Source organism: Neobacillus bataviensis LMG 21833 (assembly GCF_000307875.1).
GTDB classification, from domain to species: domain Bacteria; phylum Bacillota; class Bacilli; order Bacillales; family Cytobacillaceae; genus Neobacillus; species Neobacillus bataviensis.
On record NZ_AJLS01000181.1, the window covers coordinates 12,624 to 36,314 of the forward strand.

Annotated in this window: 26 protein-coding genes and 1 pseudogene; 13 read left to right on the forward strand and 14 right to left on the reverse strand. The window is 38.4% G+C overall.

Annotated elements, in window-relative coordinates; all coding sequences use genetic code 11:
- Positions 1-4: 4 nt before the first annotated feature.
- Genes BABA_RS24545 through BABA_RS24565 form a run of 5 tightly spaced genes read right to left on the reverse strand, consistent with a single transcriptional unit; the run spans position 5 to position 5,672 of the window.
- Positions 5-1,246 carry a CaiB/BaiF CoA transferase family protein gene (locus tag BABA_RS24545; protein WP_007087974.1) on the reverse strand — a complete coding sequence of 414 codons (1,242 nt, stop codon included), beginning with the start codon at positions 1,244-1,246 and terminating at the stop codon, positions 5-7.
- 27 nt (positions 1,247-1,273) lie between these two features.
- Positions 1,274-2,908 (reverse strand): ABC transporter substrate-binding protein, encoded by a 1,635-nt coding sequence (locus BABA_RS24550; RefSeq protein ID WP_007087975.1) that lies wholly within the window; start codon positions 2,906-2,908, stop codon positions 1,274-1,276.
- A 44-nt stretch (positions 2,909-2,952) separates the two neighbouring features.
- Complete coding sequence (locus BABA_RS24555; protein ID WP_007087976.1) at positions 2,953-3,282, reverse strand: thioredoxin family protein; 330 nt, start codon at positions 3,280-3,282, stop codon at positions 2,953-2,955.
- Positions 3,282-4,271: an amidohydrolase family protein gene (locus tag BABA_RS24560; protein WP_007087977.1), complete on the reverse strand. Its 990-nt coding sequence runs from the start codon at positions 4,269-4,271 to the stop codon at positions 3,282-3,284. The genes BABA_RS24555 and BABA_RS24560 overlap by 1 nt, the downstream gene beginning before the upstream one ends.
- Before the next feature lie 36 nt (positions 4,272-4,307).
- The gene (locus tag BABA_RS24565; RefSeq protein WP_007087978.1) at positions 4,308-5,672 is read right to left on the reverse strand and encodes a phenylacetate--CoA ligase family protein; all 1,365 of its coding nucleotides are present in this window, start codon (positions 5,670-5,672) and stop codon (positions 4,308-4,310) included.
- A gap of 387 nt (positions 5,673-6,059) precedes the next feature.
- Here BABA_RS24565 and BABA_RS26875 point away from each other — a divergent pair.
- A pseudogene (locus BABA_RS26875) lies at positions 6,060-6,164 on the forward strand (Lin0512 family protein); the annotation flags it as partial.
- A 17-nt stretch (positions 6,165-6,181) separates the two neighbouring features.
- On the forward strand, positions 6,182-6,862 hold the full coding sequence (locus BABA_RS24570; protein WP_007087980.1) for a zinc metallopeptidase: 681 nt from the start codon (positions 6,182-6,184) through the stop codon (positions 6,860-6,862).
- A gap of 141 nt (positions 6,863-7,003) precedes the next feature.
- Here the strand turns inward: BABA_RS24570 and BABA_RS24575 are convergent, their stop codons facing one another.
- From BABA_RS24575 to ppsA, 3 genes are all read right to left on the reverse strand, one after another.
- The gene (locus BABA_RS24575; RefSeq protein WP_007087981.1) at positions 7,004-7,519 is read right to left on the reverse strand and encodes an SRPBCC domain-containing protein; all 516 of its coding nucleotides are present in this window, start codon (positions 7,517-7,519) and stop codon (positions 7,004-7,006) included.
- A 29-nt stretch (positions 7,520-7,548) separates the two neighbouring features.
- The gene (locus BABA_RS24580) at positions 7,549-7,893 is read right to left on the reverse strand and encodes an ArsR/SmtB family transcription factor (protein WP_007087982.1); all 345 of its coding nucleotides are present in this window, start codon (positions 7,891-7,893) and stop codon (positions 7,549-7,551) included.
- 283 nt (positions 7,894-8,176) lie between these two features.
- Positions 8,177-10,777: a phosphoenolpyruvate synthase gene (gene ppsA / locus BABA_RS24585; protein WP_007087983.1), complete on the reverse strand. Its 2,601-nt coding sequence runs from the start codon at positions 10,775-10,777 to the stop codon at positions 8,177-8,179.
- Positions 10,778-11,291: 514 nt separating this feature from the next.
- On the opposite strand from ppsA, the gene BABA_RS24590 reads away from it, so the two are divergent.
- Together BABA_RS24590 and BABA_RS24595 are read left to right on the forward strand one after the other, a co-directional pair.
- Positions 11,292-11,525: a hypothetical protein gene (locus BABA_RS24590; protein ID WP_007087984.1), complete on the forward strand. Its 234-nt coding sequence runs from the start codon at positions 11,292-11,294 to the stop codon at positions 11,523-11,525.
- 192 nt (positions 11,526-11,717) lie between these two features.
- Positions 11,718-12,848, forward strand: a complete 1,131-nt coding sequence (locus tag BABA_RS24595) for a CAP domain-containing protein (protein ID WP_007087985.1) — start codon at positions 11,718-11,720, stop codon at positions 12,846-12,848.
- 70 nt (positions 12,849-12,918) lie between these two features.
- Here BABA_RS24595 and BABA_RS24600 read toward each other — a convergent pair whose 3' ends face one another.
- Both BABA_RS24600 and BABA_RS24605 read right to left on the reverse strand, forming a co-directional pair.
- Positions 12,919-13,206, reverse strand: coding sequence for a putative quinol monooxygenase (locus tag BABA_RS24600; protein WP_007087986.1), 288 nt, complete (start codon positions 13,204-13,206; stop codon positions 12,919-12,921).
- Between the two features lie 27 nt (positions 13,207-13,233).
- On the reverse strand, positions 13,234-14,097 hold the full coding sequence (locus tag BABA_RS24605) for a Cof-type HAD-IIB family hydrolase (RefSeq protein WP_007087987.1): 864 nt from the start codon (positions 14,095-14,097) through the stop codon (positions 13,234-13,236).
- 231 nt (positions 14,098-14,328) lie between these two features.
- On the opposite strand from BABA_RS24605, the gene BABA_RS24610 reads away from it, so the two are divergent.
- Positions 14,329-15,594 (forward strand): erythromycin esterase family protein, encoded by a 1,266-nt coding sequence (locus BABA_RS24610; protein ID WP_007087988.1) that lies wholly within the window; start codon positions 14,329-14,331, stop codon positions 15,592-15,594.
- A 123-nt stretch (positions 15,595-15,717) separates the two neighbouring features.
- Positions 15,718-16,539, forward strand: a complete 822-nt coding sequence (locus tag BABA_RS24615) for a S1C family serine protease (protein WP_007087989.1) — start codon at positions 15,718-15,720, stop codon at positions 16,537-16,539.
- Positions 16,540-16,621: 82 nt separating this feature from the next.
- Here BABA_RS24615 and BABA_RS24620 read toward each other — a convergent pair whose 3' ends face one another.
- The gene (locus BABA_RS24620; RefSeq protein WP_007087990.1) at positions 16,622-16,945 is read right to left on the reverse strand and encodes a BC1872 family protein; all 324 of its coding nucleotides are present in this window, start codon (positions 16,943-16,945) and stop codon (positions 16,622-16,624) included.
- Between the two features lie 258 nt (positions 16,946-17,203).
- Positions 17,204-17,569 (reverse strand): S8 family serine peptidase, encoded by a 366-nt coding sequence (locus BABA_RS24625; RefSeq protein WP_007087991.1) that lies wholly within the window; start codon positions 17,567-17,569, stop codon positions 17,204-17,206.
- 204 nt (positions 17,570-17,773) lie between these two features.
- Between BABA_RS24625 and BABA_RS24630 the strand changes: the two genes are divergently transcribed.
- Positions 17,774-19,048, forward strand: a complete 1,275-nt coding sequence (locus BABA_RS24630; RefSeq protein ID WP_007087992.1) for an MFS transporter — start codon at positions 17,774-17,776, stop codon at positions 19,046-19,048.
- Positions 19,049-19,095: 47 nt separating this feature from the next.
- On the opposite strand, the gene BABA_RS24635 is transcribed toward BABA_RS24630, so the two are convergent.
- The gene (locus BABA_RS24635; protein ID WP_007087993.1) at positions 19,096-19,278 is read right to left on the reverse strand and encodes a DUF2187 family protein; all 183 of its coding nucleotides are present in this window, start codon (positions 19,276-19,278) and stop codon (positions 19,096-19,098) included.
- A gap of 81 nt (positions 19,279-19,359) precedes the next feature.
- Here BABA_RS24635 and BABA_RS24640 point away from each other — a divergent pair, with 81 nt between their 5' ends.
- From BABA_RS24640 to BABA_RS24660, 5 genes are all read left to right on the forward strand, one after another.
- Positions 19,360-19,554 (forward strand): hypothetical protein, encoded by a 195-nt coding sequence (locus tag BABA_RS24640; protein ID WP_007087994.1) that lies wholly within the window; start codon positions 19,360-19,362, stop codon positions 19,552-19,554.
- A complete protein-coding gene (locus BABA_RS24645; RefSeq protein ID WP_007087995.1) occupies positions 19,554-19,751 on the forward strand; it encodes a YwbE family protein in 198 nt (65 codons plus the stop codon). Before BABA_RS24640 ends, BABA_RS24645 begins: the two co-directional genes overlap by 1 nt.
- A gap of 109 nt (positions 19,752-19,860) precedes the next feature.
- Positions 19,861-20,937 (forward strand): sulfite oxidase, encoded by a 1,077-nt coding sequence (locus BABA_RS24650; protein ID WP_235749801.1) that lies wholly within the window; start codon positions 19,861-19,863, stop codon positions 20,935-20,937.
- A 129-nt stretch (positions 20,938-21,066) separates the two neighbouring features.
- Complete coding sequence (locus BABA_RS28245; RefSeq protein ID WP_007087997.1) at positions 21,067-21,351, forward strand: hypothetical protein; 285 nt, start codon at positions 21,067-21,069, stop codon at positions 21,349-21,351.
- Between the two features lie 65 nt (positions 21,352-21,416).
- Complete coding sequence (locus tag BABA_RS24660; RefSeq protein WP_007087998.1) at positions 21,417-22,127, forward strand: DUF421 domain-containing protein; 711 nt, start codon at positions 21,417-21,419, stop codon at positions 22,125-22,127.
- 70 nt (positions 22,128-22,197) lie between these two features.
- On the opposite strand, the gene BABA_RS24665 is transcribed toward BABA_RS24660, so the two are convergent.
- The gene (locus tag BABA_RS24665) at positions 22,198-22,545 is read right to left on the reverse strand and encodes a lmo0954 family membrane protein (RefSeq protein ID WP_007087999.1); all 348 of its coding nucleotides are present in this window, start codon (positions 22,543-22,545) and stop codon (positions 22,198-22,200) included.
- Positions 22,546-22,906: 361 nt separating this feature from the next.
- Here BABA_RS24665 and BABA_RS24670 point away from each other — a divergent pair, with 361 nt between their 5' ends.
- Positions 22,907-23,509, forward strand: coding sequence for a cell wall hydrolase (locus BABA_RS24670; protein WP_007088000.1), 603 nt, complete (start codon positions 22,907-22,909; stop codon positions 23,507-23,509).
- Positions 23,510-23,691 lie beyond the last annotated feature (182 nt).

Genomic DNA, 23,691 nt, shown 5'->3' on the forward strand with positions numbered 1-23,691 from the left:
TATATTAATGTGTCGTATTCAAATTGTGCGAATCATAAATGACACCTTTCTCGTTTAACCTATTAATTTCATCTTCATTTAGTCCGAGAACAGTTTGCAGGACCTCCTTGTTATGTTCACCTAACTGCGGTTCAATCGGCGTGTCCCCGTTCTTCAAACCTATATTTCTATCAAAAAATTTAATTGGTAGGTTCGGGAGTTTCACATCCCCGAGGACCGGATGTTGAACATCGACGACCATGTTTCTCCCTTTTAGATGAGGGTCGTGGATTAAGTTTCTTGTGTCTTTTACCTCACCGGCCGGGATATGCAAATCACTTAAAAACTTTAGCACCTGATCTGCTGTTCTATTATTTGCCCAATCCTCAAAAATTTGGTTTAGGTAATCCAGATTTGCTGCTCTTTTTTCAAGCGATGGTATGTCGTCCCCTTCAAACTCCCTGACAATGTCTTCTCTCCCAATTCCTTGATAAACTTTAGTAAAACGGTCATTCCCGGACGCACAGACAATCACCCATTTGTCGTCATTCGTTTTAAAGGCTTCCCATGGTGCTCCAAGAGGGTCTTTATTTCCCCTAGCGAATAAGGATTCCCCTGTCATACTGGTTCGGATTACCGACTCTTCAAGAACAGAGAAGACACTATCCATCATACTCACTTCGATTCGGGTACCTTTACCCGTTTTATTTCTTTCGATAATGGCGCTTAAAATTCCTACCGTTAAGTAAACTCCTGACACTGTATCCGCAACAGCGGGACCTGTCTTTAACGGTTTTCCGCCTTCCAGCCCATTTTGGCTCATTAGCCCCCCCATTGCCTGGGCTATTCCGTCAATACAAGGAAGATGTGAATAAGGGCCGTCACTCCCAAAACCATTTAAAGAAGCAAAAATGATTTTGGGATTTACTTTTTTCACCTCTTCGTAACCAATGCCGAGTTTATCCATGGTTCCGGCTACAAAGTTTTCAACAATAACGTCAAATTCTTTTGCTAGATTTAAAAATAGCCGCTTCCCTTCCTTACTCTTCATATTCAATGAGATTGATTTTTTCCCTCTATTAAGCATATAAAAGTAACCGCTTACACCTCCTTTGAAGGGAGGGATAGACCTAGAGCGATCCCCCGCACCAGGTCTTTCAATCTTTACCACTTCTGCTCCTAAATCCTGCAGCATGAGCGTTGCGAATGGAGCTGAAAACACCCAGCTAAGATCAAGAACTTTAATACCATCTAATGGTTTTGTCATCACAATACCCGCTCTCTTTCCTTTTTATTATTCTTGAATATCCACTTCATACATATTTTCGGCACCAGTAGGATGTGGGAAGTAGCCTTTCACATAATTGGCAGTGACTACCGGCTCTTTCACTTCCACTAGTGGTACTGATGGAGCATCATCGTGAGCCAATTTCTGTACCTTCTTATAAATCTCAGCGCGTTCATTTTGATCCATAACCGATTTTGCCTTTAATAAAAGCTCACTCACTTCATCATTTTGATAGAATGTATGATTTTGAGCTGACCCTTTTACGGCATTATTTTTGCTAAGCATCGAATAGAGGAAATTATCAGGATCTCCATTATCACCAACCCAGCCAATTAATCCAATGGAGTGCTCTCCATTTCGAATCTGGTCAATATAAGCCGCCCATTCATAAGAGACTACTTTAACGTTAATCCCAATTTTTTCAAGACTCGTTTTCATTGCTTCGACCATTTTAGTAGGCTGCTGCATATATATTCTGGAATTTGAAGTGACAGAAAACTCAAGATCAAATCCATTTGGATACCCAGCTTCACTTAAAAGTTTTTTAGCTTTTTCTAAATCGTAATCGTAATCTTCCACTTCATTGTTATAGGCCCAACTTGCGGAAGGCAGCATATTTTTTACAGGCTCGGCGAGGCCATAGAAGAAGGCATCAGCAATTCCCTTTTTATCAATCGCATGATTGATTGCTTGACGGACCTTTACATTATTAAGAGGTTCTTTCAGATTATTAATGGATAGGTAACCAACATTTAATGGTGGGCGAAGCATAACTTGTAAATTTTTATCTGCTTTCACAGAATTAAAATCTGATGGATTCAAGCTAACCATAATATCGATTTCTCCATTTTTCAAAGCCGTCAACCTTGCTGAGTTATCTGGGATGATTTTATAGATCAGTTTGTCTAGTTTAGGTAAACCTTTCTGCCAGTAATCTTCATTTTTTACCAATGTAACGGAGTCATTAGGGGTCCAAGATTGGAATTTAAAGGGACCTGTCCCTACAGCATGTTCATGAATTTTTTCTCCGTATTTTTTTAATGCCTCTGGACTAACGATCCCAAAAGCATGCATTCCCAAATTTGCCAAAAAATTGGCTTGTGGTTCAGCCAATTTAAATTCAACTGTGTTTGGATCAATTGCTTTAACCTCTTCAATCACACTTCCTTCGCCTTTAAAACCGTTAAACATGCCGCGGTATACTGAGAATGTGGCTTTATATCGTGCTGGATGATTTTTATCCATCATTCTCTCGAAATTGTACACAACAGCATCTGCATTAAAATCAGTGCCGTCATGGAATTTAACACCTTCTTGCAATTTAAATGTCCATGTCTTCCCGTCTTCTGAGACATCCCAATCTTTCGCTAATTTCGGAACTACCTCAGTTGTTTCCTTATCATATTCCACAAGAGTTTCATAGACGTTTTTGGTCACCCTCCATGTTTCAATCTCATTGGCATTCTGGGGGTCCATTGAATAACTATCGGCAGCTCTTCCAAAGATTAACGTTTTTTCGCCGCTTTTATTGTTCTTACTATCTTGTTTCTCCTTAACGGAAGATGTATTATTGCTGCAGGCTGCTAAGATTAGAGAGAGTAATAAAGTAAGGATTACCAATCCAATGAATCTTTTTTTCATTTTCTTCCCCCTAGTAAATTTGACTTTTAATGATATCTTCAGCCTTACAATTTCGCTTTAGCATTCTCCAGGAATTCTTCAATTTGTTCTTTTGTTTTCGAATCGTTTCCGATGAATTCAGCAAGTGTAATCCCGCCCTTATACGCGACAAAACTTGGAATCCCCATGACATTAGCTAGAGCACAAATATCTTTCCGCGCATCTGAATCCACTTTATAAAAATAAAATTCTTGATGATTATTTTCGATAATTTCATCAATAAAAGTATCAATGAACCGGCAATCCGGACACCAGTTCGCTGAAAACAACATCACCACCGCTTTATCGCCATTTACGAGAGTTGAGAATTGTTCACTACTTTTAATACTTTCCATCACGATTCACCCCGAATAATAGTAGTTACGGCAGGCTTTTCCAACCCTAATTTAAATAACTTGTTCGCGTTCTTCCAGAAGAATTTCTCTTTAACAGATGCTTTTAATGGCCATGCTTCCACTTCCTCGATAACTTCGTTTATTGGCATTCCTAATGTCAACCAATCTGAACCAAAAACGATTTTATCTTGAATTAATGTGTTTGCGTAATACATAAACATATCCCAGCCTGTATTGGGTTCAGCAATATAGCGCGGTCTGAAGGCTGAGGTATCAACATACAGGTTTTCATATTTTAATAGCATGGCAATCATATCAGGTATCCATGGCCAGCCTCCGTGCCCGGCAATAATTTTGAGATTTTTAAAGTCCATTAGCGGTGCTTCCAAATTGGATGGATGATCAAGAAATACAGAGGTCTCCCTGAAATAATTGATGGAACTATGGATCCATATCGGAATCCCTAGTTCATCACAAAGGGCATATAATGGGTAATATTTGCGGTCATCCGCTTTTACACCATGTTCGTAGGGAGGAATCACCACGGCCTTAAAGCCTTGTTCCGTTATTGCTTTTCGGACTGTTTTCAAGCTTTCCGTTCCTTTATGCGGATTAAATCCAGCAAATCCAATAAAACGATTAGGATATTGTTTTAAAATCTCCGCGACCACTTCATGATCAACAGGAGGTGTTGAACTATCTCTACCATAATCCATATTGTGAATGGCATGATAAGCAATATTCGCTTTCCTAAGCATGTTCAGAAAATTGTCCATTGCAAATTCTTCATCTAATTTTGCATAAACTTGCTGCATGACATACTCAATGGAATGCAATTCAACTTGCTGGAAAAACTCTTCCTTTGTCCATCCCGCAAGCTGTGCCCATCTAGGACCGAATAACAATCGGTATTCCGTATTATTTGGATTCAATTCTTGTGAATCTTCAAACTGAAATTGCGGTAATGTATTCGAACAATCTATAAACAATTTACATTTCCTCCTTTTGTCTAATAAATGACGGAATCAGTAGTTTTTTTCAAAGAGCGGCGTCTTCGTGAGTGCTTTTTCCAATGTTCCTGGTTCACACCAAATAATCTCCGGTGTAAGTCTTGCTTCCGTATGAAGTGCGTTTTTTATTTTTCTTTCCAGTTCCCCCAATTTCCCTTTGTCCAATTGGCTGCTGTACTCGAGCTTAATTTGAAGAGGCGGTACGACTCTTGGTGGAGGATTAGTAAGGACAATCCTTAATTCTCCCGTAAGATCAGGAATAAAGTTCGCGACTACTTTTTTAATCGCCGAAGGATATACGTTTGCTCCTTTTACAATGAGCATATCATCTGAACGGCCAATGAATTTAACTCTTCTCCCTTTAAAGCCGCAGCCAGGACACTCACTGGTTAACACTTGAATCACATCACCGGTTGCATAACGGATTCTTGGAAGCCCCTTCAAACTTAACTCTGTTGTCACTCGTTCTCCTATCACCCCATCAGAAATCTTTAAGGGTGCTTTCGTTTCTGGATCGACTAAATCATTTGGGAATAGATTAAGGTCTGGTGCGACACAATGGATTCCATAATACTCTTCCGAATCACATGAATAACCTAATTCACCTAAATAATCATAGATTCGGCAGCCATATGAATCTTCAATTCTTTTCTTAATTTCAGGTACCCCAACGCCAATTTCACCGACAGTGAAAATGGCCTGTAGTCCCAGTTCTCTTACATCCCTTCCAAGTTCTGCTGCCCGATCAATTAAATGCTCTGCTAACGAAGGGGTCATCATCGCACCTTTTGGCTTTGACATCATGGCATATTGTAAAATACTCTTACTTCCCGCCCGTACATCGACATCGATAGGCAATACACTGTGTGAACGAACCCCAAATAATATAGAGGAAGTTGCGTAAATTCCAAGAGCATGGCTGAATAATAGGCGGTCACCTGCATCAATCCCTCCATAATCTAGCATGTGCCTGATATAACGATTCAAAAAGTCAATGTCTTCCTTAGTAAATGTATAGGTAAATGTTGGAACACCTGATGTACCGCTTGTTGTTCCTGTAAAAACGATTTCATCCGGAGAACTACATAAATGCATACCAAAAGGATGACCCAATCGCTCCATTGATTCTTGTTGGCTATTTCTTTCGATCGCTTTATCCATAAATATTGGTAATTGCTGAAAATCTGCAATTGTTCGAATATCCTCTGGATACGCTCCAGCCTCGTGAAATATCCTTCGATAATATTCCGCATTTCGATAAACGTACTTTAATTGCTTCCGAAGTAAATCTTCTTGAAAAGAGATTATTTCTTCTTCTGTCATAGTGTTAAAAATAGGATTGGTATAGGTTACCTTACGTTCCTTTAACTTTGTAAGCAAAGGTTCACACCCTTTCTAAAAGTTTGTTTCGCAAACTTTTTTAATTATTCCGTATATTCAAATTATAGTAGGATAAACGGTTGGTGGGAAATACCGGTATTTAATAGGCATATAAGTGTAGCTAATATCTCCGCATGCTTTCTATCTTTTTATATTGTTCACACCTGAATCCCAGTTTTTTTGACAAAAAATCATTAACCAAAGAATCCGAAACTTGTTCCTTTTTCTGATTCGCCGATACGATTGAAAATTCGCCGAAATATCAGATTACCTTGCTAAAAAAGGAAATTTCATTTTCTTAATGGAATGCAAATGAAATTTAACAAAGTGTTTTAAAAGAGGTAAAATATTGAGGTAAAAGAAATTTGAAAGGAAGATCAATCGGTTATGGATAAATTAATGTTTATTGAAACCGGAATTGGAATTGATGTACACGGCCAAAATATTACAAAAGCAGCTGTTCGCGCTGAAAAAATTGCGATTCACTATAATTAAAAAGGAGTATATTTATGGGCTTTATTTTTTACTTTATTCTCATTATGATCATTCCACTTTTAGTGCAAGTGTATTTAAGAAATACCTATTCCAAATATTTAAAAGTGGGAACCTCCTCTGGCTTGTCTGGAGCCCAGGCCGCTAGACGAATATTAGATGCAAATGGGCTATATGATGTTACTGTTGAGCAGGTGTCAGGTCATTTATCGGATCACTATGATCCAAGAACTAGAAGTGTTCGGCTGTCCTCTGCTAATTATCATGGCACTTCAATTGCCTCGATTTCCGTGGCGGTTCACGAGGTTGGTCACTGTTTACAGCAAAAGGACGGGTATGCTCCGTTACGTATCAGACATGCATTAGTGCCTGTGGCTAATATAGGATCCAATATTTCATTTATATTAATATTAATCGGAGTACTCCTCTCGTCTGCAAACCTTTTATTACTTGGAATAGCGGCAATGGCCGCTGCTGTTTTATTTCAGGTTATTACACTTCCGGTTGAATTCAATGCAAGTTCTAGGGCACTAAATGTGATGATTAGTTCGGGTCTGATTAGGAATGATGAAGAGGGTAAAGCGAGGAAGGTTCTAAATGCTGCTGCGTTAACCTATGTGGCTGCAACAGTAGTAGCAATAGCAGAGCTGCTTCGTTTTGTTCTTATGTTTACAGGAATGCGAAATAATGAGGATTAAAATAAGACCGTAGATGTTCGAGAAACATCGCGGTCTTTTAGTTTGAAAGGAAACAACTCCATTATTTACATGCGAAAATTCCTTTAAGTTTAGTCCATCTCTATTCAGTCGGGAATATCCTTTGGTAGCGTTACGGTAACTCTATTTCAGCGATTCCACTAGCTCGCTCAAACGGTCCCAAGTTTCGGTGATGCCCTGCAGCATGCCCATGTCCATGACGGTCTTAAGGGCCTCTTCGGAAACATATTCAGCACGGTTTATCAGCTTTGTCTTTCCACCCAAATCGATGAATTCCAATGTCATCTCGGTCGACGGCATGGAGTCATTCAAATTGCCTTCTGCATCCGAAAAGTAATCGATGTAGACGATCTTCTCCGGCTCGATAATCTCCTTATAAACCCCTTTGCCCCAAGCTTCCATACCAAAAAATTGACCTAGATTCTGATCGACACACTTCATACAGTAGTGCCAAACGCCTCCCGGACGGAAATCGACGGTGCAGACCGGAATCTCCCAGCCCCTCGGCCCCCACCATCGTTTAAGATGCTCCGACTCTTTAAACATCCTGAATACGAGATCGCGTGGCGCATCGAAAACGCGCTCCAGTACCAATACCCGATCATTCTCTACTCTCGATACCATTACATTATTTGACATTGTAATTCCTCCTTGATCATGAAATGATCTTATGATTTTTCCTTGTTCTGCAATTCCTTCAAATAATCATCTAGATTATCGAATCTTTCTTGCATCAAGCCCCGGAAGGACTGTATCCAAGAATCCAGCGCTTGGAAGGGCTCGGGCCGGAGTTTGTAGATGCGGCGGTTTGCTTCGGCCTGCACTTCCACAATCCCGTTGTCGCTTAGCACTTTTAGATGCTTCGATGTTTGGGGCTGCCTCAATCCCAGCTGATCGGCAATTTCCCCAACAGTCAGGGGACCGTTCCGCAAGAGTTCGACGATATTCATACGATTTACTTCAGACAAAGCGCTAAGCGTCATCATGTTCACGCCCGGAATCTTCCCTGACATGTTGCTCACCTCGTCAAGTGATGGTCTCCGGTAAAATCACAACTACATCATCACTAGTATTATCGTCCTGCTGAATAGATTATACCTAACGAGGAATATTCACGTCAAGGAATATTTATAAACTAAAGTGATAATAGATAGCCAGTACTAAATGTACTGGCTTAAAAATTATGATTGTTTTTTATTCAATTAACCTACCTTAAGTGCAAGAAGAAAGCCGCCATTTCTCAAACATTAAATGCCGTCCATTATGACATAGGCTCTTTCTTAAGGCATTCAGCCATTACAATATTTCGATATACCCTTCGGTTCCATGCACACGAATTCGTTGTCCGTCTCTTATTAGTGTGGTGGCATTTTCCACCCCAACAACTGCTGGTAAGCCATATTCACGTGCGATAACGGCTCCATGGGTCATTAATCCACCAACTTCGGTGACTAAGCCTTTTATGGATACAAACAATGGTGTCCAGCTAGGATCGGTAAAGGTGGTGACTAATATATCTCCATCTTCTAGATCAGCCTCTTCCATGTTTAAGATGACACGAGCGCGTCCCTCGATCACTCCGGAAGAAACAGGTAGACCTACAATAGCTTCGGCTGGGAGATTTTCTCGGTTGTACTTACCTCTAAAGATTTCACCATCAGATGTAATAACACGCGGAGGAGTCAGTTTTTCATATAATTTATAATCATCTTTTCGCCTATTGATGGTCTGATAATCCAGTTTATTTGTACGTACGGCTTCGCGGAATTCTTCAAATGTGAGATAGTATATATCTTCTTTTTCATGAATAAAGCCCGCTTGCACAAGTTGTTCTGCTTCTTTCAGTAAAGCCTGCTTATAAACGAAGTAGCGATGAATCATGCCGTATTTTGGATATTCACGATACCCGATGAAATTCCGGATAAGGTCGATCATTCGCTTTGCTTCTTTGGCTTTTTGTTCACCATCCGGTAATTGCTTCAATCGTTCTAATAACTTTTGTTCTTTTTTCAAAGCTTCCTGCCGCCCTTGCTCAAATTTTCGATTGCTGGCACTCGGCTCCAAGTTTTTGATGTTACCAAGAATCATGGGTACAAGTGTAATTGGCTTTTCACTCCAACGAGTTTTCGTAATATCGATTTCTCCGGCACATCGCATTCCGTATTTGTTGAGAAAAGCGAAGAAGGCGTCTCTAATTTCCTGTCCACCATCAAACTTAACCAGTTCATCCAAAAAGTTATCATCTTTCACATGTTGTAAATAATCAATTATTTCTGGATAAGGACGAATCACATCTGCGACATCCAAAAGTGCTAGACCCATTTCCGAAGTAATATTATTTGGTACAGATTGAGAAAGCGCGTCTGCTACGTTTTTTTCATCTAACCACTCGTTCATTTTTTCATTGATCCATGTTGAAGCATTCATAGCAGCCATAAATACCGCTGTACTTTGTGGGTCAAATAAAATCTTCTTTAATTCCTGTATATCTTCAAGAATAAAATCAAATAAATCCGATCCTGATTTCGTTTGGATGTTTTGTTTTAACTCTTCTATCGATGTTTGATTTTTCTTAATCAAATTAGAAACGATGGAGGGATTATTTTCGATTTGTGCCAGCATATCCGTATTGCCTCTCATAGGCCTCGGTGTTTCATTATCATTTGGTAATAATTTTATAAAATCTCCACGCTCAACGATGTTCATAATTGCGTCTTTCATGAGTGGATCGTGTTGTCCCATCATATTTAATAACATGTTTTTACTGATAGGTGAAGCCAGTTGACGTGTGATATCAACAAACAACCTTCCACCAGCTTTACACATCGGTGCATTAGTTGTTAATAGGAAAAAAGACAAGCCCAATGGTTTTATGGGGTCGGTCATCATTTGTTGATGACCGACAGAGATATACACGTGATTTTCCTGATCGTTTGCTTCAGGGATTGGGAAAAGTGTAGTGATTGGCCGGCTCTGGACAATATAAAATGTATCATCAACTAAACACCATTCAATATCTTGCGGGCAACCAAAATACGCCTCAATCTGTCTTCCGATGCGTGCAAGTCGTAAAATATGTTGTTCAGTAAGTGTTTGTGTCCTTTGCTGATCTGGATCGATCGGCACGGTCTCTGTTCCGCCTTCTTTTAATGTATAGATAGCCAATTTTTTGGTTGCAATCATCTTATCTACGATTTTATCTTCCTGTACTTTATAACAATCGGCAGATACCAAGCCAGAGACCAGTGCTTCTCCAAGTCCAAAACTGGCATTGATGGATAACAGCTTTCGGTTAGAAGTAATCGGATCAGCGGTAAATAAAATCCCTGAAGCCTGTGGGAAAACCATCCTTTGAACGATAACGGATAAATAAACTTGGCTGTGGTCAAATCCATTTTGTATACGGTAGATTACCGCTCGATCCGTAAATAGAGAAGCCCAACATTTTCTGATATGCCGCAAGATGGCTTCTTTTCCGATGATATTTAAATAGGTGTCTTGTTGACCAGCAAAAGAGGCATGTGGTAAATCTTCAGCAGTCGCACTAGAACGCACTGCATATGCATGTTCATCGCCAAGCAGGGAGAGATAGTGAGCAACTGCGCACGAAACATCGGAAGGAATCTCTGCTTCCATAATGATTTTCCGAATCTTCCTGCTGATTTCACCAATTTGATCTCGATCCTTTACTTTTAACAGTGTTAGTTGATCCAACAATGCATAGAACGCTTCGTTTTGTTCGAGGGCTTTTTGATAGGCTTCTGTCGTAATACAAAATCCTTCTGGTACTTGTATTCCTTGAATTTTTGATAATTCCCCTAATTTTAACCCTTTTCCACCAACGAGCATAAGCTGCGTTTTTTCCATTTCCTGAAAACCGAGAACCAAAGAACCCATTCAATATCTCTCCTAACCATTAAATTGAGAAAAAACATTTGACAAGATTTTACCGGCATGGTAGAATCATAGTATAAGATGTAACACTTATGCCTATAAAACTTATTAAAGTCGTGATCTGATTATATCATTGCGTCTGATTATATACAATATAAAAGAACCTGATAAAACTATCCAGGTTCTTTTTTGATTTCCAGCTTTAAGAGATACTGTAATCCATAGTTTGAGTTCTTCTCTTAATTTCCCTTTCAAAATTTTTCCGACACCTTTTCTAGGTAATTTGTCCACAAAAAGGAAACGTCTAGAAGATTTATATTTTGCCAGGTTTTCTTGTGTGTACCTAATGATTTCTTGTTCTCATAATGTGACGGGCTTGCATTTTAAAATGTAGATGTACTGATCCTATAGTCGCATTTTCCCCAAGGTTAAGCCCGCTTTTTATGATTTCATAAACAAGTTCCCAAGTAACCGCATACATTATTATGGAACAACCAGTGTCAGGGGGTGAATTTGAATGAGTCATGGGCAATCTTCCTGTGGTGTTTTTGGAATTTTTCTTGGATTTATTACAGGTGTGATTTGGCTGCTCCTAGCGGTATTGGGAACTACTTCTGACTTCTTTGTACTACTTGGCCTAGGAAACCTTGGAAATATATTAACCATTCTTATTGCTTTAATTGGCTTCCTGGCTTTTATTATCTTTGGATTATTCGTATTTAAAGTAGCGTGGCGTCGGTGCCGCAAATAATAGCCAATATGAATAAAAAATGCTGCACCTATTTTTTAGGCTGCAGCATTTTTCAAAATTACCCCAATTCATCCATTTGTAAAAATCCTTACACATCTTTCCATGCCTTTTTTTACATATATGAACGTAAGCATATTACTTATACAATTAAACTAGTTTGGTTACAATTCTAATAGAAATGGAGGATAAATGATGGGGCGCTTTTTTTCAATCCTAGTAATGGTATTTTTACTATATGTTTCTGGACCTATTATTAAACAAAAATTCGCTAATGCTGACTATGTGAAGGAAATGAATCAAGTTGAATCTAAACTAAATGATGTTTTGAACAATCCAGAATTACAGGCAACCTTCGCTTCTCTATCTGGTGAAGTTAAACAATTACTAGAGCAGCTTGGCCTTTTTATAGATAAACAACCTAAGGAAGAACTGCAAGATCATAAAAAAATAACATTAGAAACCCCAGCTGATCAAGTCTTTTCTATTCATAATATAGAACTCGGTGCCACAAAAGACGAGGTTGAACTCAATGTTGGCCAGGCAAACCGGGAAACACTAAATGAATATGGGACAAAGTGGTATGCCTATCACAACCATTATCAAAACTTTTTTATGATTATGTATGATGATAAAAACCAGGCAGCTGGTTTATACACGAATCAAGATTTAGTTGCCTCCAACAAGGGAATTAAATTAGGAAGTACGAAAGAAACGGTGCGAGATGCACTCGGGGATCCATTGACTGGGATCCAAAAGGGGCTAACTATTTTTCAAATACAAGAAAATGCTGACTATGATGTCTATCTGCTAGATGACGTTTATGTTACCATTTTCTACGATAAACATGAAAACAATACAGTGACAGCCATCCAATTAATCAACAAAGACGTGGAACAAAAGAAACATGAACTTTACACTAGTGCAAGTCAGGCATTAAAGGAAGGGTTTGAGTACCAGTTATTCGATTTAACAAATGCATCCCGTGTTGAACACCAGCTTCCAATTCTGTCATGGGATGACCATGTAAGAGAAACTGCCCGAAAGCATAGCACCGATATGGCGGTGCATCACTATTTTGATCACACAAACCTTAAAGGGCAGTCGCCATTTGATCGGATGAAAGAGGATCATATTATCTTTTATCTGGCTGGTGAGAACCTTGCTTATGGTCAATTTAGCAGTATTTTTGCCCATGAGGGGTTAATGAACTCACTCGGTCACAGAGAAAATATTTTGCGCAAGGGATATAAATATTTAGGAGTGGGCGTTGCCTTTAATGATCAATCACAGCCTTATTATACTGAGAACTTTTATGCAAAATAAGAAAAAAATTGGTGCCGGAATCCTAGTTGCGCTTACGTTTTAGCACACTGGGATCCGGTACCTGAATGAATTAATTCACTTCTCTATAAATATTGACCTCAATACTCTCTCGTAATTTCCTAAGCTCAGGAACAATCTTTAACACATGTACACTTTGATTATGTTGTTCCAAAGCCTCTTCATTCACCCATTCTTCAATCATGGTAAGGATCGCAGGATCGTTAATCTCTTCATGAAGTGCATATGATAGGCAGCCTTTTTCTTTTCGCGTTTCTGCAACAAGTTCTTTAGCCAGTATTACATAGTCTTCAACCCTTACACCTGGTTTTAATCTGCCTTTCGCTACGACCCTAATCATTTTTAACACTCCCCCACTCCGCTTGCATTATAAGATTACTTCTGCAAATTTTGATTTCAGATAATGGTAAACCCCGTCTTCATCGCATGTGAAATCCGTTACGTCATCGGCTATTTCTTTAATGCGATCGGGTGCATTCTTCATCGCGACAGCGTAATGAACAAGTCTTAGCATTGGCAAATCATTGTCACTATCGCCAATAGCCAGTGTTTCGTTCAGAGACAAACCAAAGTGATTTAACATCTGTTGGACTCCGGTTGCTTTGTTTACGTTTGCGACCATCACCTCGACATTGTGTTCAGAAGAAATCGAGATAGTAAAATCTACTTCCTTCTTAAATTGTTCAAGGTCTTTTTTCCAGCTATTGATATGTTCTTTTGTTCTGGCAAAAAAATAAAATTTGGAGAATTCATTTCCTTCTATATGATCTTTCCAAGCAATTTCTTCTTTAATCGCTTGTTTACGTGAAAGCCACTCATTCAACCCAACACTTTCCGGCTTAGGATCTCTTATTTCAGCCTTAACATAGGCTTGATCTTGCTTTAGTGTGATTCGAGAAGTTCCATATGGAAAAAGTTCATAATATACTTTATGTTCTCTTGCTTTTTTTATAATAGTTTCCACCAAATCAAGCGGAAGTGTATGTTTAAATACGATTTCGCCATCAACATATCCCGCCATACCATTTGAAGTAACGACTCCATCAACTTGAAATCCAGGCGGCACCATTGGTTCTATTTCATCAAATGCTCTGCCTGTAGCAATAAAAACAAAATACCCTTTCTTTCGTAATTCATCAATCATTTTTTTTATATGTATACTTACCTCATTTTGATGGTTTAAAATCGTCCCATCCATATCTAAAAAAATTGCTCTCGGTTTAAATTCCATGCCTATCCCCTCCTGCCACCACCACTTTAACGTATTACTTCAGCAGGGTCAAGATGGAAGCAGGGGACGGTTCTCTTGCCTCAAAATCTTTTTAAAACTTTTCCATCAATTCTACCGGCTAAAACAAATTCAAATGGAGGACATTAATCATTATAGCCAATCGCATCTTTTATTCCCGTACCAATGGTACTTTGTACAAATAAAAAAAACAACACAAACGAGGGACAAGAAATGATTGATAACCTAATTCAGTCGATTAAAAAGAATGCCATTCCACTACATGAGGCTGATCATTATAATTCGCTAATTAATGAGATTAATCAGGCTAATTATGTTTTATTCGGAGAATCCTCTCATGGGACATCTGAATTCTACAAGGTTCGAGCAGAACTCACTAAAAGATTAATTGAAGAAAAAGGGTTTACTTATATTGCAGTAGAAGGTGACTGGCCTGCGTGTCAACAAGTTAACCGGTATGTTAAAGGTTATGATAATGTCCATACAAATGCCCGAGAGGTCTTAACAGCATTTAACCGCTGGCCAACCTGGATGTGGGCTAATGAAGAAATCATTGACCTAATTGAATGGTTAAAGATACATAATCAAAAGCTTACTAATAATCTGAAAGTTGGATTTTACGGGATTGATGTATATAGTTTATGGGAATCAATGGATGAGATCATTAACTATTTGGAAAAAATAAACTCCCCTGATATTGAGAAGGCAAAAAAAGCATTTGCCTGTTTTGAACCATTTAACCGTGAACCCCAAATGTATGGTGTATCTGCTTCCTTTTACGCCGAGGGCTGCCATGACGAGGTTATTAAACTGCTTACCGATATAACGCTCAACAAAAATAAATATTCGAATGAGGAAGAAAGTCACTTAAACCTCGAAGTAAATGCCATTATCACGGCAAATGCAGAAAATTATTATCGAACAATGGTCATGAATGATCAAGAATCTTGGAATATTCGTGATCGGCATATGGTGGAGGTGATTCAAAAAATCAGTTCCTATTACGGTGATCATGCAAAAGGAATCATTTGGGAACATAATACACATGTTGGCGATGCAAGAGCTACAGACATGGCCGATGGTGGTATGGTAAATGTCGGGCAACTCTTAAGAGAGCAAGAAGGAATTGAAAATGTATTTATTGTTGGATTTGGAACCCATCAGGGCACGGTTATAGCTTCCGAAGCATGGGGTGTGAATTTTGAAAGAATGATCGTACCACCTGCCCAAAAAGGTAGTTGGGAGGATTTAATGTTTAAGGCAGGCCCGCACGACAAAATACTTATTTTTAATGAAAAAAACCGCCATGATTTTTCGCAGAGGATTGGTCATCGAGCAATTGGAGTCGTTTATGATCCCAATTATGAACATTTCGGAAACTATGTACCATCGGTTATGTCTGCTCGATATGATGCGTTTATTTACATCCATTCCACCAATGCTCTTCACCCTCTGGAAGTGGAAAAAATGCTAATTTAGTTCTATCACTCCATAAAACGCCAATTTTCAGGCGTTTTTTGTTTTTCTTATAGAATTCGTGGTAAATGTGCATATAAATTTCGTTATAATGAGACTATATTGTGTATTTATGAGGGTGATAAGGTGGAGAAAGAAGATCAAGATGTTAACCACGAAATTAGAGATGAAGAAATGGATCTGGAATCCTTTTTCACTGAAATTGAGCAAAAAGAATGGGAATTAGAAAAAGTACAGAGAAAAAAGCGGAAAAAATTCATCGTTAAAATGATTAGCTCACTGCTTGTTTTTGCTATGTTAGTTAGCGGATTAGGGATGTGGTTTGATATTTTTAATATCCCAGCAATCCGCTTTGTTGAAGTGTCAAATCGTTTATCTAAGAAATCGGAAGTCACAGAATACAAAAAAGCCGTTGTGACTCTTGAATGGGGCGGGGTAAAGGGAACGGGATTTAATATCGCACCCGATGGATTAATTGTGACAAACGCACATGTTGTTGAAAATACAAATAGTGTGAACGTCCATTTTGGAACAGGAGAATCCTTTGCAGGGAAGGTCATCGCTAAACATTCGGAACTAGATCTTGCAATTGTCGATATTGAGGCAAATAACCTCCCTGTCCTTCCACTGGATGTTGAACAAGAGTGGGAAAAAAGGGAAGGCGAGAAAATAATATTCATTGGGAATCCGTTAGCCTTTACCCAAATCGCCAATGAAGGAAAAATTGTTGGGAAGGTCATGTTAAATGGCTGGGATGTTCCGGTTATGATGATCGAAGCACCGATTTATAAAGGGAATAGCGGGAGCCCCGTGCTTAATCAAAATGGCGAAGTAATAGGTGTCATTTTTGCTACATTGCAAAACCCTGAAATGGAGACAAAAGAAATTATAGGTGCGGCAATCCCTTCTTATTACATTAAAGAAATACTTAAGGAATTGAAGGAATAAACCTTTTATCATTTTATTGAGAAAATCAAGGAAAGGAGCTTCCCCATTGGGTGAAGCTCCTGTTTGCTTATGAAATGTAGTTTTAGCATAATTTCTGCGCTATTCTTGTGTTATCTGGAATTGAACTTAATTCGACGATTGAGTAGGCGGCATTCGTAATCGCTTGTGCCAATGTCTCACCGGATGCACAAATGTCGTTAAAGCAAATTTTGGAAAAGTCTTTTGTTGTATAGGTAAATCCTAACTCTTCCAACCGCCTTACAATAAGCATCGCATGATTGATGTTTTGCTCTGGCTGAAAATCAGACTCATGAATAAATATTCCTTTTTCATAGTCATACCATCGATCCCATCTATTTAACTTCCAACCTAGTATTCTCCGTGCAATTGAGTCAATTTTCAGCATGTCATCATACCCCTTTTCTTTACTAGTTTATTATTAGTTGGTTTGTTATATAACAGCTTAGTTAATTAATTGTAATTATATAACACAATAGAATAGATTTCCAGTATTTATTGAATATATTTTTATAAAAAAAAGTGCCAGGCACCCTCCAATATTTCTGAGGGTACCCAACACTTTTTTTAACCTTATTTCAACGCGCTAACCGCATTAATTAATCCTTGACCGGACTTTTCATCATACCCTGGTTTGAATACATCTTCACCAGATTTTAAAATTCATGTTCTGGTTGCTCGGACTTCTGTGCGTAGCACCCTTATCATCGCCGGAAAGTTTTCCAGGGCTGCTAATATCCACGGCATTATTCCCTGCAGAACCAACAACGGTAACTCCCTTTTTGATAGCATAATTAATTGCTCGATTAAACATTTGCACATCTGCCACAACGTCTTTTGTTGCATATTCCGGATCCTGGTACCAATCATAGCCGCCTAATGACATATTGACTACATCGACGTTATCATCTGTAGCAGTCATTAAAGCCTCTGCGATATCGGCAGTAGAAGCTTCACCGGTTGGGCCAAAGACACGATAACAAGCCACTTTTAGGTCAGGTCCAACACCCATCGTTCTTCCCTTTGTTAAATATGATTATTTCCCCTTTTTGTATGAATGGAATTGCTGCAATTTTTGTCGGAATTCCAATTCAATTTACCTATCAGCTTAATTCCCAAAAGCTTATAACAAAAGATTCTTTTTAAAATCGGCATTTCTACAGTGAAAGGGAAATCCATATATATAAGAGTAAAAGGCTGACAGGGGTAGAAATCAATGGACAAACAAAATAGTGGGTTTAGATGGGTTGTTTTTGCTTCTGTATTGTTTACATATTTTTTAATGGCGAGTCAAAGAACGGCACCGGGATTAATTACAGACCAGGTTATGAGGGATTTTAATGTGACTGCATCCACCATCGGATTACTGACAAGTATCCAATTTTTTGCCTATACTGGTTTGCAGATTCCCTTTGGCATTTTGGCAGATCGGTATGGTCCCAATATCTTTCTTATTTCAGGAGCAATACTTACTGGTATAGGGACGCTAATTTATAGTCTTGGTACGAATGAATTGATGCTTTTTCTCGCTAGATTACTGACGGGAATCGGGGACGCAACCATCTGGGTTAATCTGGTGTTAATTTTAAGCCAATGGTTTAAAGTGAAGGAGTTTGTCAAATTAATTGGCCTAGCAGGTATGACTGGGAGTCTAGGATTCCTGTTGGCAACCGTTCCTTTTTCAGCTTGGATTGCGCTATTGGGCTGGAGGGCAGCATTTTTTTCAGTAGGAATGATGTTATGTCTGTGTGGACTTCTTCTTTATTTTGTACTTATAAAAAAACCAAAGCAATTTTTCCCCACCAATTCGATTACAGGAAAAAAAGAGATTCATCGTGAAAAACCACTTATTTTACTACGGCGAATATTTTCCAATCGGCAGGCATGGGCTCTATTCTTTTGTCACTTTGGTGTTGTCGGTGCGTATGTAGGATTTATCGGTTCGTGGGCTGTTCCTTATGGAATCCAGGTGTATGGTATGACCCGTTCAGATGCAAGTCAGCTCATTATGATTGGGCTAATCGGTGCACTTATTGGTGCTCCCCTAACAAGTTGGATTTCAAGTGTGTTGGCAACGATTAAACGGCAATATGCGATTGTTCATCTCACAATTTTATTGAGTTGGGTCGCCTTTCTTTTATTTAGTGGAAAGCCGCCATTTTTCACGCTATATATACTATTTTTTATCATTGGCTTTGGCTATGGAGCAAGTGCTTTAACCTTTGCCTTCGTTCGCCAATCCTTCTCTATAAAAGATTCCGGTGTTGTCACGGGGGTTGCAAATACTGGGGGTTTTTTAAGCGCCGTCCTTCTACCGAGCATTTTTGGAATGGTATTAGACCATTTCCCTGCAGCTCCAGGCAGTATTGGTGTGGGTTATTTTTACGGCTTTATCACTCCTGTCGTCTTTTCCCTTATTGGCTTGATGGGAGTTATTTCTATTAAAGAAACCCGGCAAGGAACAAAGCACTCAAGCGATAGGGCGGTATAAAATCGAGCAGCATCAGGCACCATCCTATTTCAGGATGGTGCCTGTTTTTACTTGGAATTTTTTATTTTGTAATTTTTATGATTCACAATGGTTATAAGTGGTTCGCCCTTATCTTTTGAAAACCCGTATTGAACAATAACAGAATTTTCTCTAATGGCAGAAACCTCACCTTCAAAGGAGTTCCCCTCCCGTTTAAAGGAAATAACATCGCCAACTTTTGCAGTAGTCATTCCATCACCTCTTCTTTATCTTATCCCAAAAATAGTTTATACTAAATTAAACTAACATATTCAAAAAAGGAGATATTTTCTATGACTGAGAATCAACAACCCGAAGAGGGAAAGAAGAAAATCAGCTTACAAGAGGCCATGAAGCAGCAATTAGCAAACAAAAAGAACCAAGCCTCCACTGGTAATGGAAATACGAATGCCAATCTTTCAACCAAAAAGTTAAAGAGTCAGCAATCAAAGAAACCAAGCAATACCCGCAGAAAAATGGGTACCTAATGAACGGGCAAAATCGGAAGGACATAGTACCGGGCCTAACAGTTGAAATTGTTTTAAAAAAGGACCAAAGGACGGGAAAGCTTACAAGAGGAATTGTGAAAGATATTCTTACCAATTCTAGCACCCATCCCCATGGTATCAAAGTTAGGCTGACAGATGGCCAGATTGGTCGCGTTCAAAAAATCACCCCCAATTAAAAGGTTGAAGAAAGCATTTATGGAACTTTTCCTTAAATGCTTTTTTTATTTGAAAAAGGAATTAGGATAAAATCCTTATTGATCCAATACACTTTTATTATGGAAAGGAGTGTTTTATTTGAATCATCATGACCGTGGATTGAAGACAAAAGCGCACCTGATCGCAAAAAGTTTACTTCCTGAAAATCAGGAGACTCCTATTCATTTTCTGGAGGAAAAGATAACGCCAAGATCATTAACTTTTCGACGAAATCATTTTCCCTATCCCAAATTTCCCATCCAGCCATTTTTTCTTACCATCACAGGCTCTGTGAAAAATCCTCTCATATTCCATTACAGTCAAATCACATCCATGCCCTCCCAAACCATCACAGCCTTGTTAGAATGTTCAGGTAACAAACGGGCACATTTCGAACCAAAAGTTTTTGGGGATCAATGGAAGGAGGGAGCACTTAGCCAAGGGAATTGGAAGGGTGTACCGCTCTCCTATCTCCTATCCCTTACAGAAGTGAACACCGGAGCACGTGAAATTGTTTTTCTAGGAGACGATTCTGGAGTTAAGGACGGACAGCACGTTCATTTCCAAAGAAGTCTTCCGCTCGAAAAAGCATTAGATCAACATGTAATAGTCGCATGGGAACATAATCAAAAACCGCTTAGTCCAAAGCACGGTTTTCCCTTTCGATTAATTGTTCCCGGTTGGTATGGGATGGCCTCAGTGAAATGGTTAAAAACGATACATGTGATCAATCATTCTTTTTCCGGTCCTTTCCAGACAGATGACTATGTCTATTATCCTCATAAATCCGAAGATAAGGATTCATTTCCTGTAACCACTAATCGGGTAAATTCAATCATTCAACATCCTCTTGACCGACAAATACTCAAACCCGGCAAGCATGAAATAACCGGGTTAGCTTGGACTGGCGAAGGGGTTATTACTTCTGTTGAAATCAGTGTTGATAATGGAGTAACTTGGAAAGCTGCTTCCCTTCATAACCCAACCCAAAAATACCAATGGGTGAAGTGGTCTATTTCCCATGTTTTCGAAAAAAATCACGAGTCCACCGTCAAAGTACGTGCTTTCGATTCAACTGGCCAATCACAACCTGATCAAGCATTCTGGAATCGTAAGGGATACGGGCATAACCAGGTTTCACAAATTAAAGTACAAATAGAAAACTAGCTTTCCTATCTATATTCAGCGCTTCACCAATGTCAGAAATGGATCTTAGACCTGATGTATTATTTTAGGAAAACCCAAAATATATTTTTGGTTTTCTGCACATATTACATTAAAAAGGTGTGTTGATCATTGGATTTCCCTACAATTAAAACGAATTTTTGGGATGCAATTTTAGCTATACCCATCATTTTAGTGTTAACTCAATTCATTAAGGTTTTCTTCAAAGTCCCGAAATGGCTGGTACCGTCCATTGCACTCATTTTAGGGTTAGGAATTTCAATTTTTATAAGTCATAAACACAACTTTCTTGCCGGAATTTTTATGGGTTGGTTTTATGGATACGCTGCAATTGGAACATATGCATCGTTAAAAACCAACCTTATTACTTATAGAAATAAATCAAGCAGAAAGTAAAAAACGAAATCTAAGCTATATGTATGGGAAAATAAAATTGATCAAAATATTAAGGATGAATCGTTATGGAAGAGGTAGTTTATACAGTTCTCCGCACAGTCGTCTCCATCTTAATCTTAATGGTTTGTTCTTTATGGTTTGGAAAACAAATCAACGCACATATAAACCTTTATAATTTTGCACTTTCCATTACCATTGGGTCCTTTATTGCCAACATGGGATTTGATATCAAATTAAACTTTATGCCGATGCTCTCTGCTTTTTTTACACTCATTTTAATCTTTTTTTTATTTTCTCTTATTTCTTCTAAAAATAGAATGTTCCGCAAATGGTTATCAGGGAGACCCACTGTGATCATTGAAAAGGGAAAAATCCTTGATAAAAACATGGAAAAAATCAGATATACACTAGACGATTTAAATCAACAGCTAAGAGAATTGGGAATATTTGATATGATTGAAGTGGAGTTTGCCATCTTGGAAGTGAGTGGAAAATTATCTGTAATGAAAAAAACAAAATATCAAAATACAACAAAACAAGATTTAAATCCTTCCCTACAAAATAAAGATGTAATAATTCCGAAAGAGCTCATTATGAATGGAAAAATAATCGAAAAGAACTTTAATACCCACTATTCGAATACTTGGCTTATTAACCAATTAAATCAAAGAAAACTAGAAATAAAAGACATCCAATATGCTGTCATAACCTCTACCGGTCATTTATTTATTGATGTTAATCAAGACCAGTTGACCTCGGCTATCGATCTTGAATAGAAGAAGTTTAACGTAAATGCAGAAACAAATAAGGGGCAGTGATTCCAACATCACTGCCCTTTTTATGATTTTATTCTTTTTTTAAGTCATTCCATTGTTTTTCAAAACTTACAAATGGATCGTTTTCATTTTTTTCAGCCGTTTTTTTGTTTTTGATCCAATTTTTATAGACAAGATAGAGCACATAAGCGGCACCTACTCCTATAAGAGCTGGGATATGATGGATTGTTGCTGAAAGAACCAGTAAGCCGATGATGATCAATCCGATTTTCATCCCTGTTGATTCTGTTTTTAAAAACTGTTTAAAGATGAAGTACAGAATCGCTAAACTAACCAGTAATCCAACCATTGGGCCAATTGTTTTAATTAAAATAATGGCGGCAAGACCACCTGCTAACAGTAAACCAAATTTTTTCATTATATTTTCCTCCTTTGTTTCGCTAATCAATTTGTTTTCCTTATCTTGATTCCATCTTACCTTTTTTCTACATGTTTCATAATTGCGCTTGAGCTTGATTTTTCTATCGGACTTAAGACTTAGGTGATGCGGGACTGTCTATTCATGCATAGACAAAGGACTAACCTCGACCGGTTAGTCCTTGATTTTACATCAAAGAAATGAATGAATAATCATTCATCATTTCCCTCAATTATTTCTATTAAAATGACATCGTTGTCTTTTCTACGTAAAGAAACTGTAATACTAATCTATCGAATTCATTCATAGAAATAGAAACTAATCAACGATTTACGAGAAATCAACTAGGAGGAATAGAACGATGAAAAAACTAATTGCCGCGCTAGCAGTAGCTGCCACACTCTTATTTGCCTCACCAACCTTTGCTTATACCGTAAAAAGTGGGGACACGATGTCTAAAATTGCGAGAGATAATAGCCTTAATTTAGCAGATTTAGCAAGACTTAACCCACAAATTCAAAATCTTGATTTGATTCACGTGGGGGAAATTGTAGATACACAAAAATCAGAAGAAACAACAATGAAACCGGAAATCATCGTAGGATATTCAACTTATGAAATAGATTTGCTTGCTAGATTGGTTCGAGCTGAAGCACAAACTGAGCCCTATCAAGGAAAAGTTGCCGTTGCCTGTGTTGTTCTAAATAGAGTCGATAGCTCCGCCTTTCCTAACTCAATTAAAGAGGTCATTTATCAAAAGAGACAATTCCAGCCGGTTCAGAATGGTCAAATAAATAAACCCGCTGATGAGGATTCGATTAATGCTGTGCATGAAGCCTTAAATGGGAGCCGAAGTGTGGCTGGTGGTTCGTTATACTTCTACAATCCCGCCATTGCTACTAGCCGTTGGCTCGATTCAAGAGCGACAACTCTAGTGATTGGGCGGCATGTATTTAAGATATGATTTTTGTGACAAAAGAGTAGGCCAACCTAGAAATTACCCACTCTAGATTGGCCTAATAGCAAAAATTATGTTCAGTCGGTAATGTAAGACCGTTTCATTTACCGTTTTGCAAAAAATATGCTCATTCGGTTAATGGAAACTCGTTTCATTTACCGTTTTGCAAAAAAATATACTCATTCGGT

What these genes read in the sequence shown, in the direction of transcription:
- BABA_RS24570 (WP_007087980.1), top strand. Translation starts at nt 6,182, where the DNA reads ATGGGCTTTATTTTTTACTTTATTCTCATTATGATCATTCCACTTTTA.
- BABA_RS24580 (WP_007087982.1), bottom strand. Translation starts at nt 7,893, where the DNA reads ATGTCAGGGAAGATTCCGGGCGTGAACATGATGACGCTTAGCGCTTTG.
- BABA_RS24605 (WP_007087987.1), bottom strand. Translation starts at nt 14,097, where the DNA reads ATGGAATTTAAACCGAGAGCAATTTTTTTAGATATGGATGGGACGATT.
- BABA_RS24640 (WP_007087994.1), top strand. Translation starts at nt 19,360, where the DNA reads ATGACTGAGAATCAACAACCCGAAGAGGGAAAGAAGAAAATCAGCTTA.
- ppsA (WP_007087983.1), bottom strand. Translation starts at nt 10,777, where the DNA reads ATGGGTTCTTTGGTTCTCGGTTTTCAGGAAATGGAAAAAACGCAGCTT.
- BABA_RS24665 (WP_007087999.1), bottom strand. Translation starts at nt 22,545, where the DNA reads ATGAAAAAATTTGGTTTACTGTTAGCAGGTGGTCTTGCCGCCATTATT.
- BABA_RS24595 (WP_007087985.1), top strand. Translation starts at nt 11,718, where the DNA reads ATGGGGCGCTTTTTTTCAATCCTAGTAATGGTATTTTTACTATATGTT.
- BABA_RS24620 (WP_007087990.1), bottom strand. Translation starts at nt 16,945, where the DNA reads ATGCTGAAAATTGACTCAATTGCACGGAGAATACTAGGTTGGAAGTTA.
- BABA_RS24670 (WP_007088000.1), top strand. Translation starts at nt 22,907, where the DNA reads ATGAAAAAACTAATTGCCGCGCTAGCAGTAGCTGCCACACTCTTATTT.
- BABA_RS24545 (WP_007087974.1), bottom strand. Translation starts at nt 1,246, where the DNA reads ATGACAAAACCATTAGATGGTATTAAAGTTCTTGATCTTAGCTGGGTG.
- BABA_RS24635 (WP_007087993.1), bottom strand. Translation starts at nt 19,278, where the DNA reads ATGACTACTGCAAAAGTTGGCGATGTTATTTCCTTTAAACGGGAGGGG.
- BABA_RS24575 (WP_007087981.1), bottom strand. Translation starts at nt 7,519, where the DNA reads ATGTCAAATAATGTAATGGTATCGAGAGTAGAGAATGATCGGGTATTG.
- BABA_RS24625 (WP_007087991.1), bottom strand. Translation starts at nt 17,569, where the DNA reads ATGGGTGTTGGACCTGACCTAAAAGTGGCTTGTTATCGTGTCTTTGGC.
- BABA_RS24645 (WP_007087995.1), top strand. Translation starts at nt 19,554, where the DNA reads ATGAACGGGCAAAATCGGAAGGACATAGTACCGGGCCTAACAGTTGAA.
- BABA_RS24550 (WP_007087975.1), bottom strand. Translation starts at nt 2,908, where the DNA reads ATGAAAAAAAGATTCATTGGATTGGTAATCCTTACTTTATTACTCTCT.
- BABA_RS24630 (WP_007087992.1), top strand. Translation starts at nt 17,774, where the DNA reads ATGGACAAACAAAATAGTGGGTTTAGATGGGTTGTTTTTGCTTCTGTA.
- BABA_RS24555 (WP_007087976.1), bottom strand. Translation starts at nt 3,282, where the DNA reads ATGGAAAGTATTAAAAGTAGTGAACAATTCTCAACTCTCGTAAATGGC.
- BABA_RS24590 (WP_007087984.1), top strand. Translation starts at nt 11,292, where the DNA reads ATGAGTCATGGGCAATCTTCCTGTGGTGTTTTTGGAATTTTTCTTGGA.
- BABA_RS24610 (WP_007087988.1), top strand. Translation starts at nt 14,329, where the DNA reads ATGATTGATAACCTAATTCAGTCGATTAAAAAGAATGCCATTCCACTA.
- BABA_RS24600 (WP_007087986.1), bottom strand. Translation starts at nt 13,206, where the DNA reads ATGATTAGGGTCGTAGCGAAAGGCAGATTAAAACCAGGTGTAAGGGTT.
- BABA_RS24660 (WP_007087998.1), top strand. Translation starts at nt 21,417, where the DNA reads ATGGAAGAGGTAGTTTATACAGTTCTCCGCACAGTCGTCTCCATCTTA.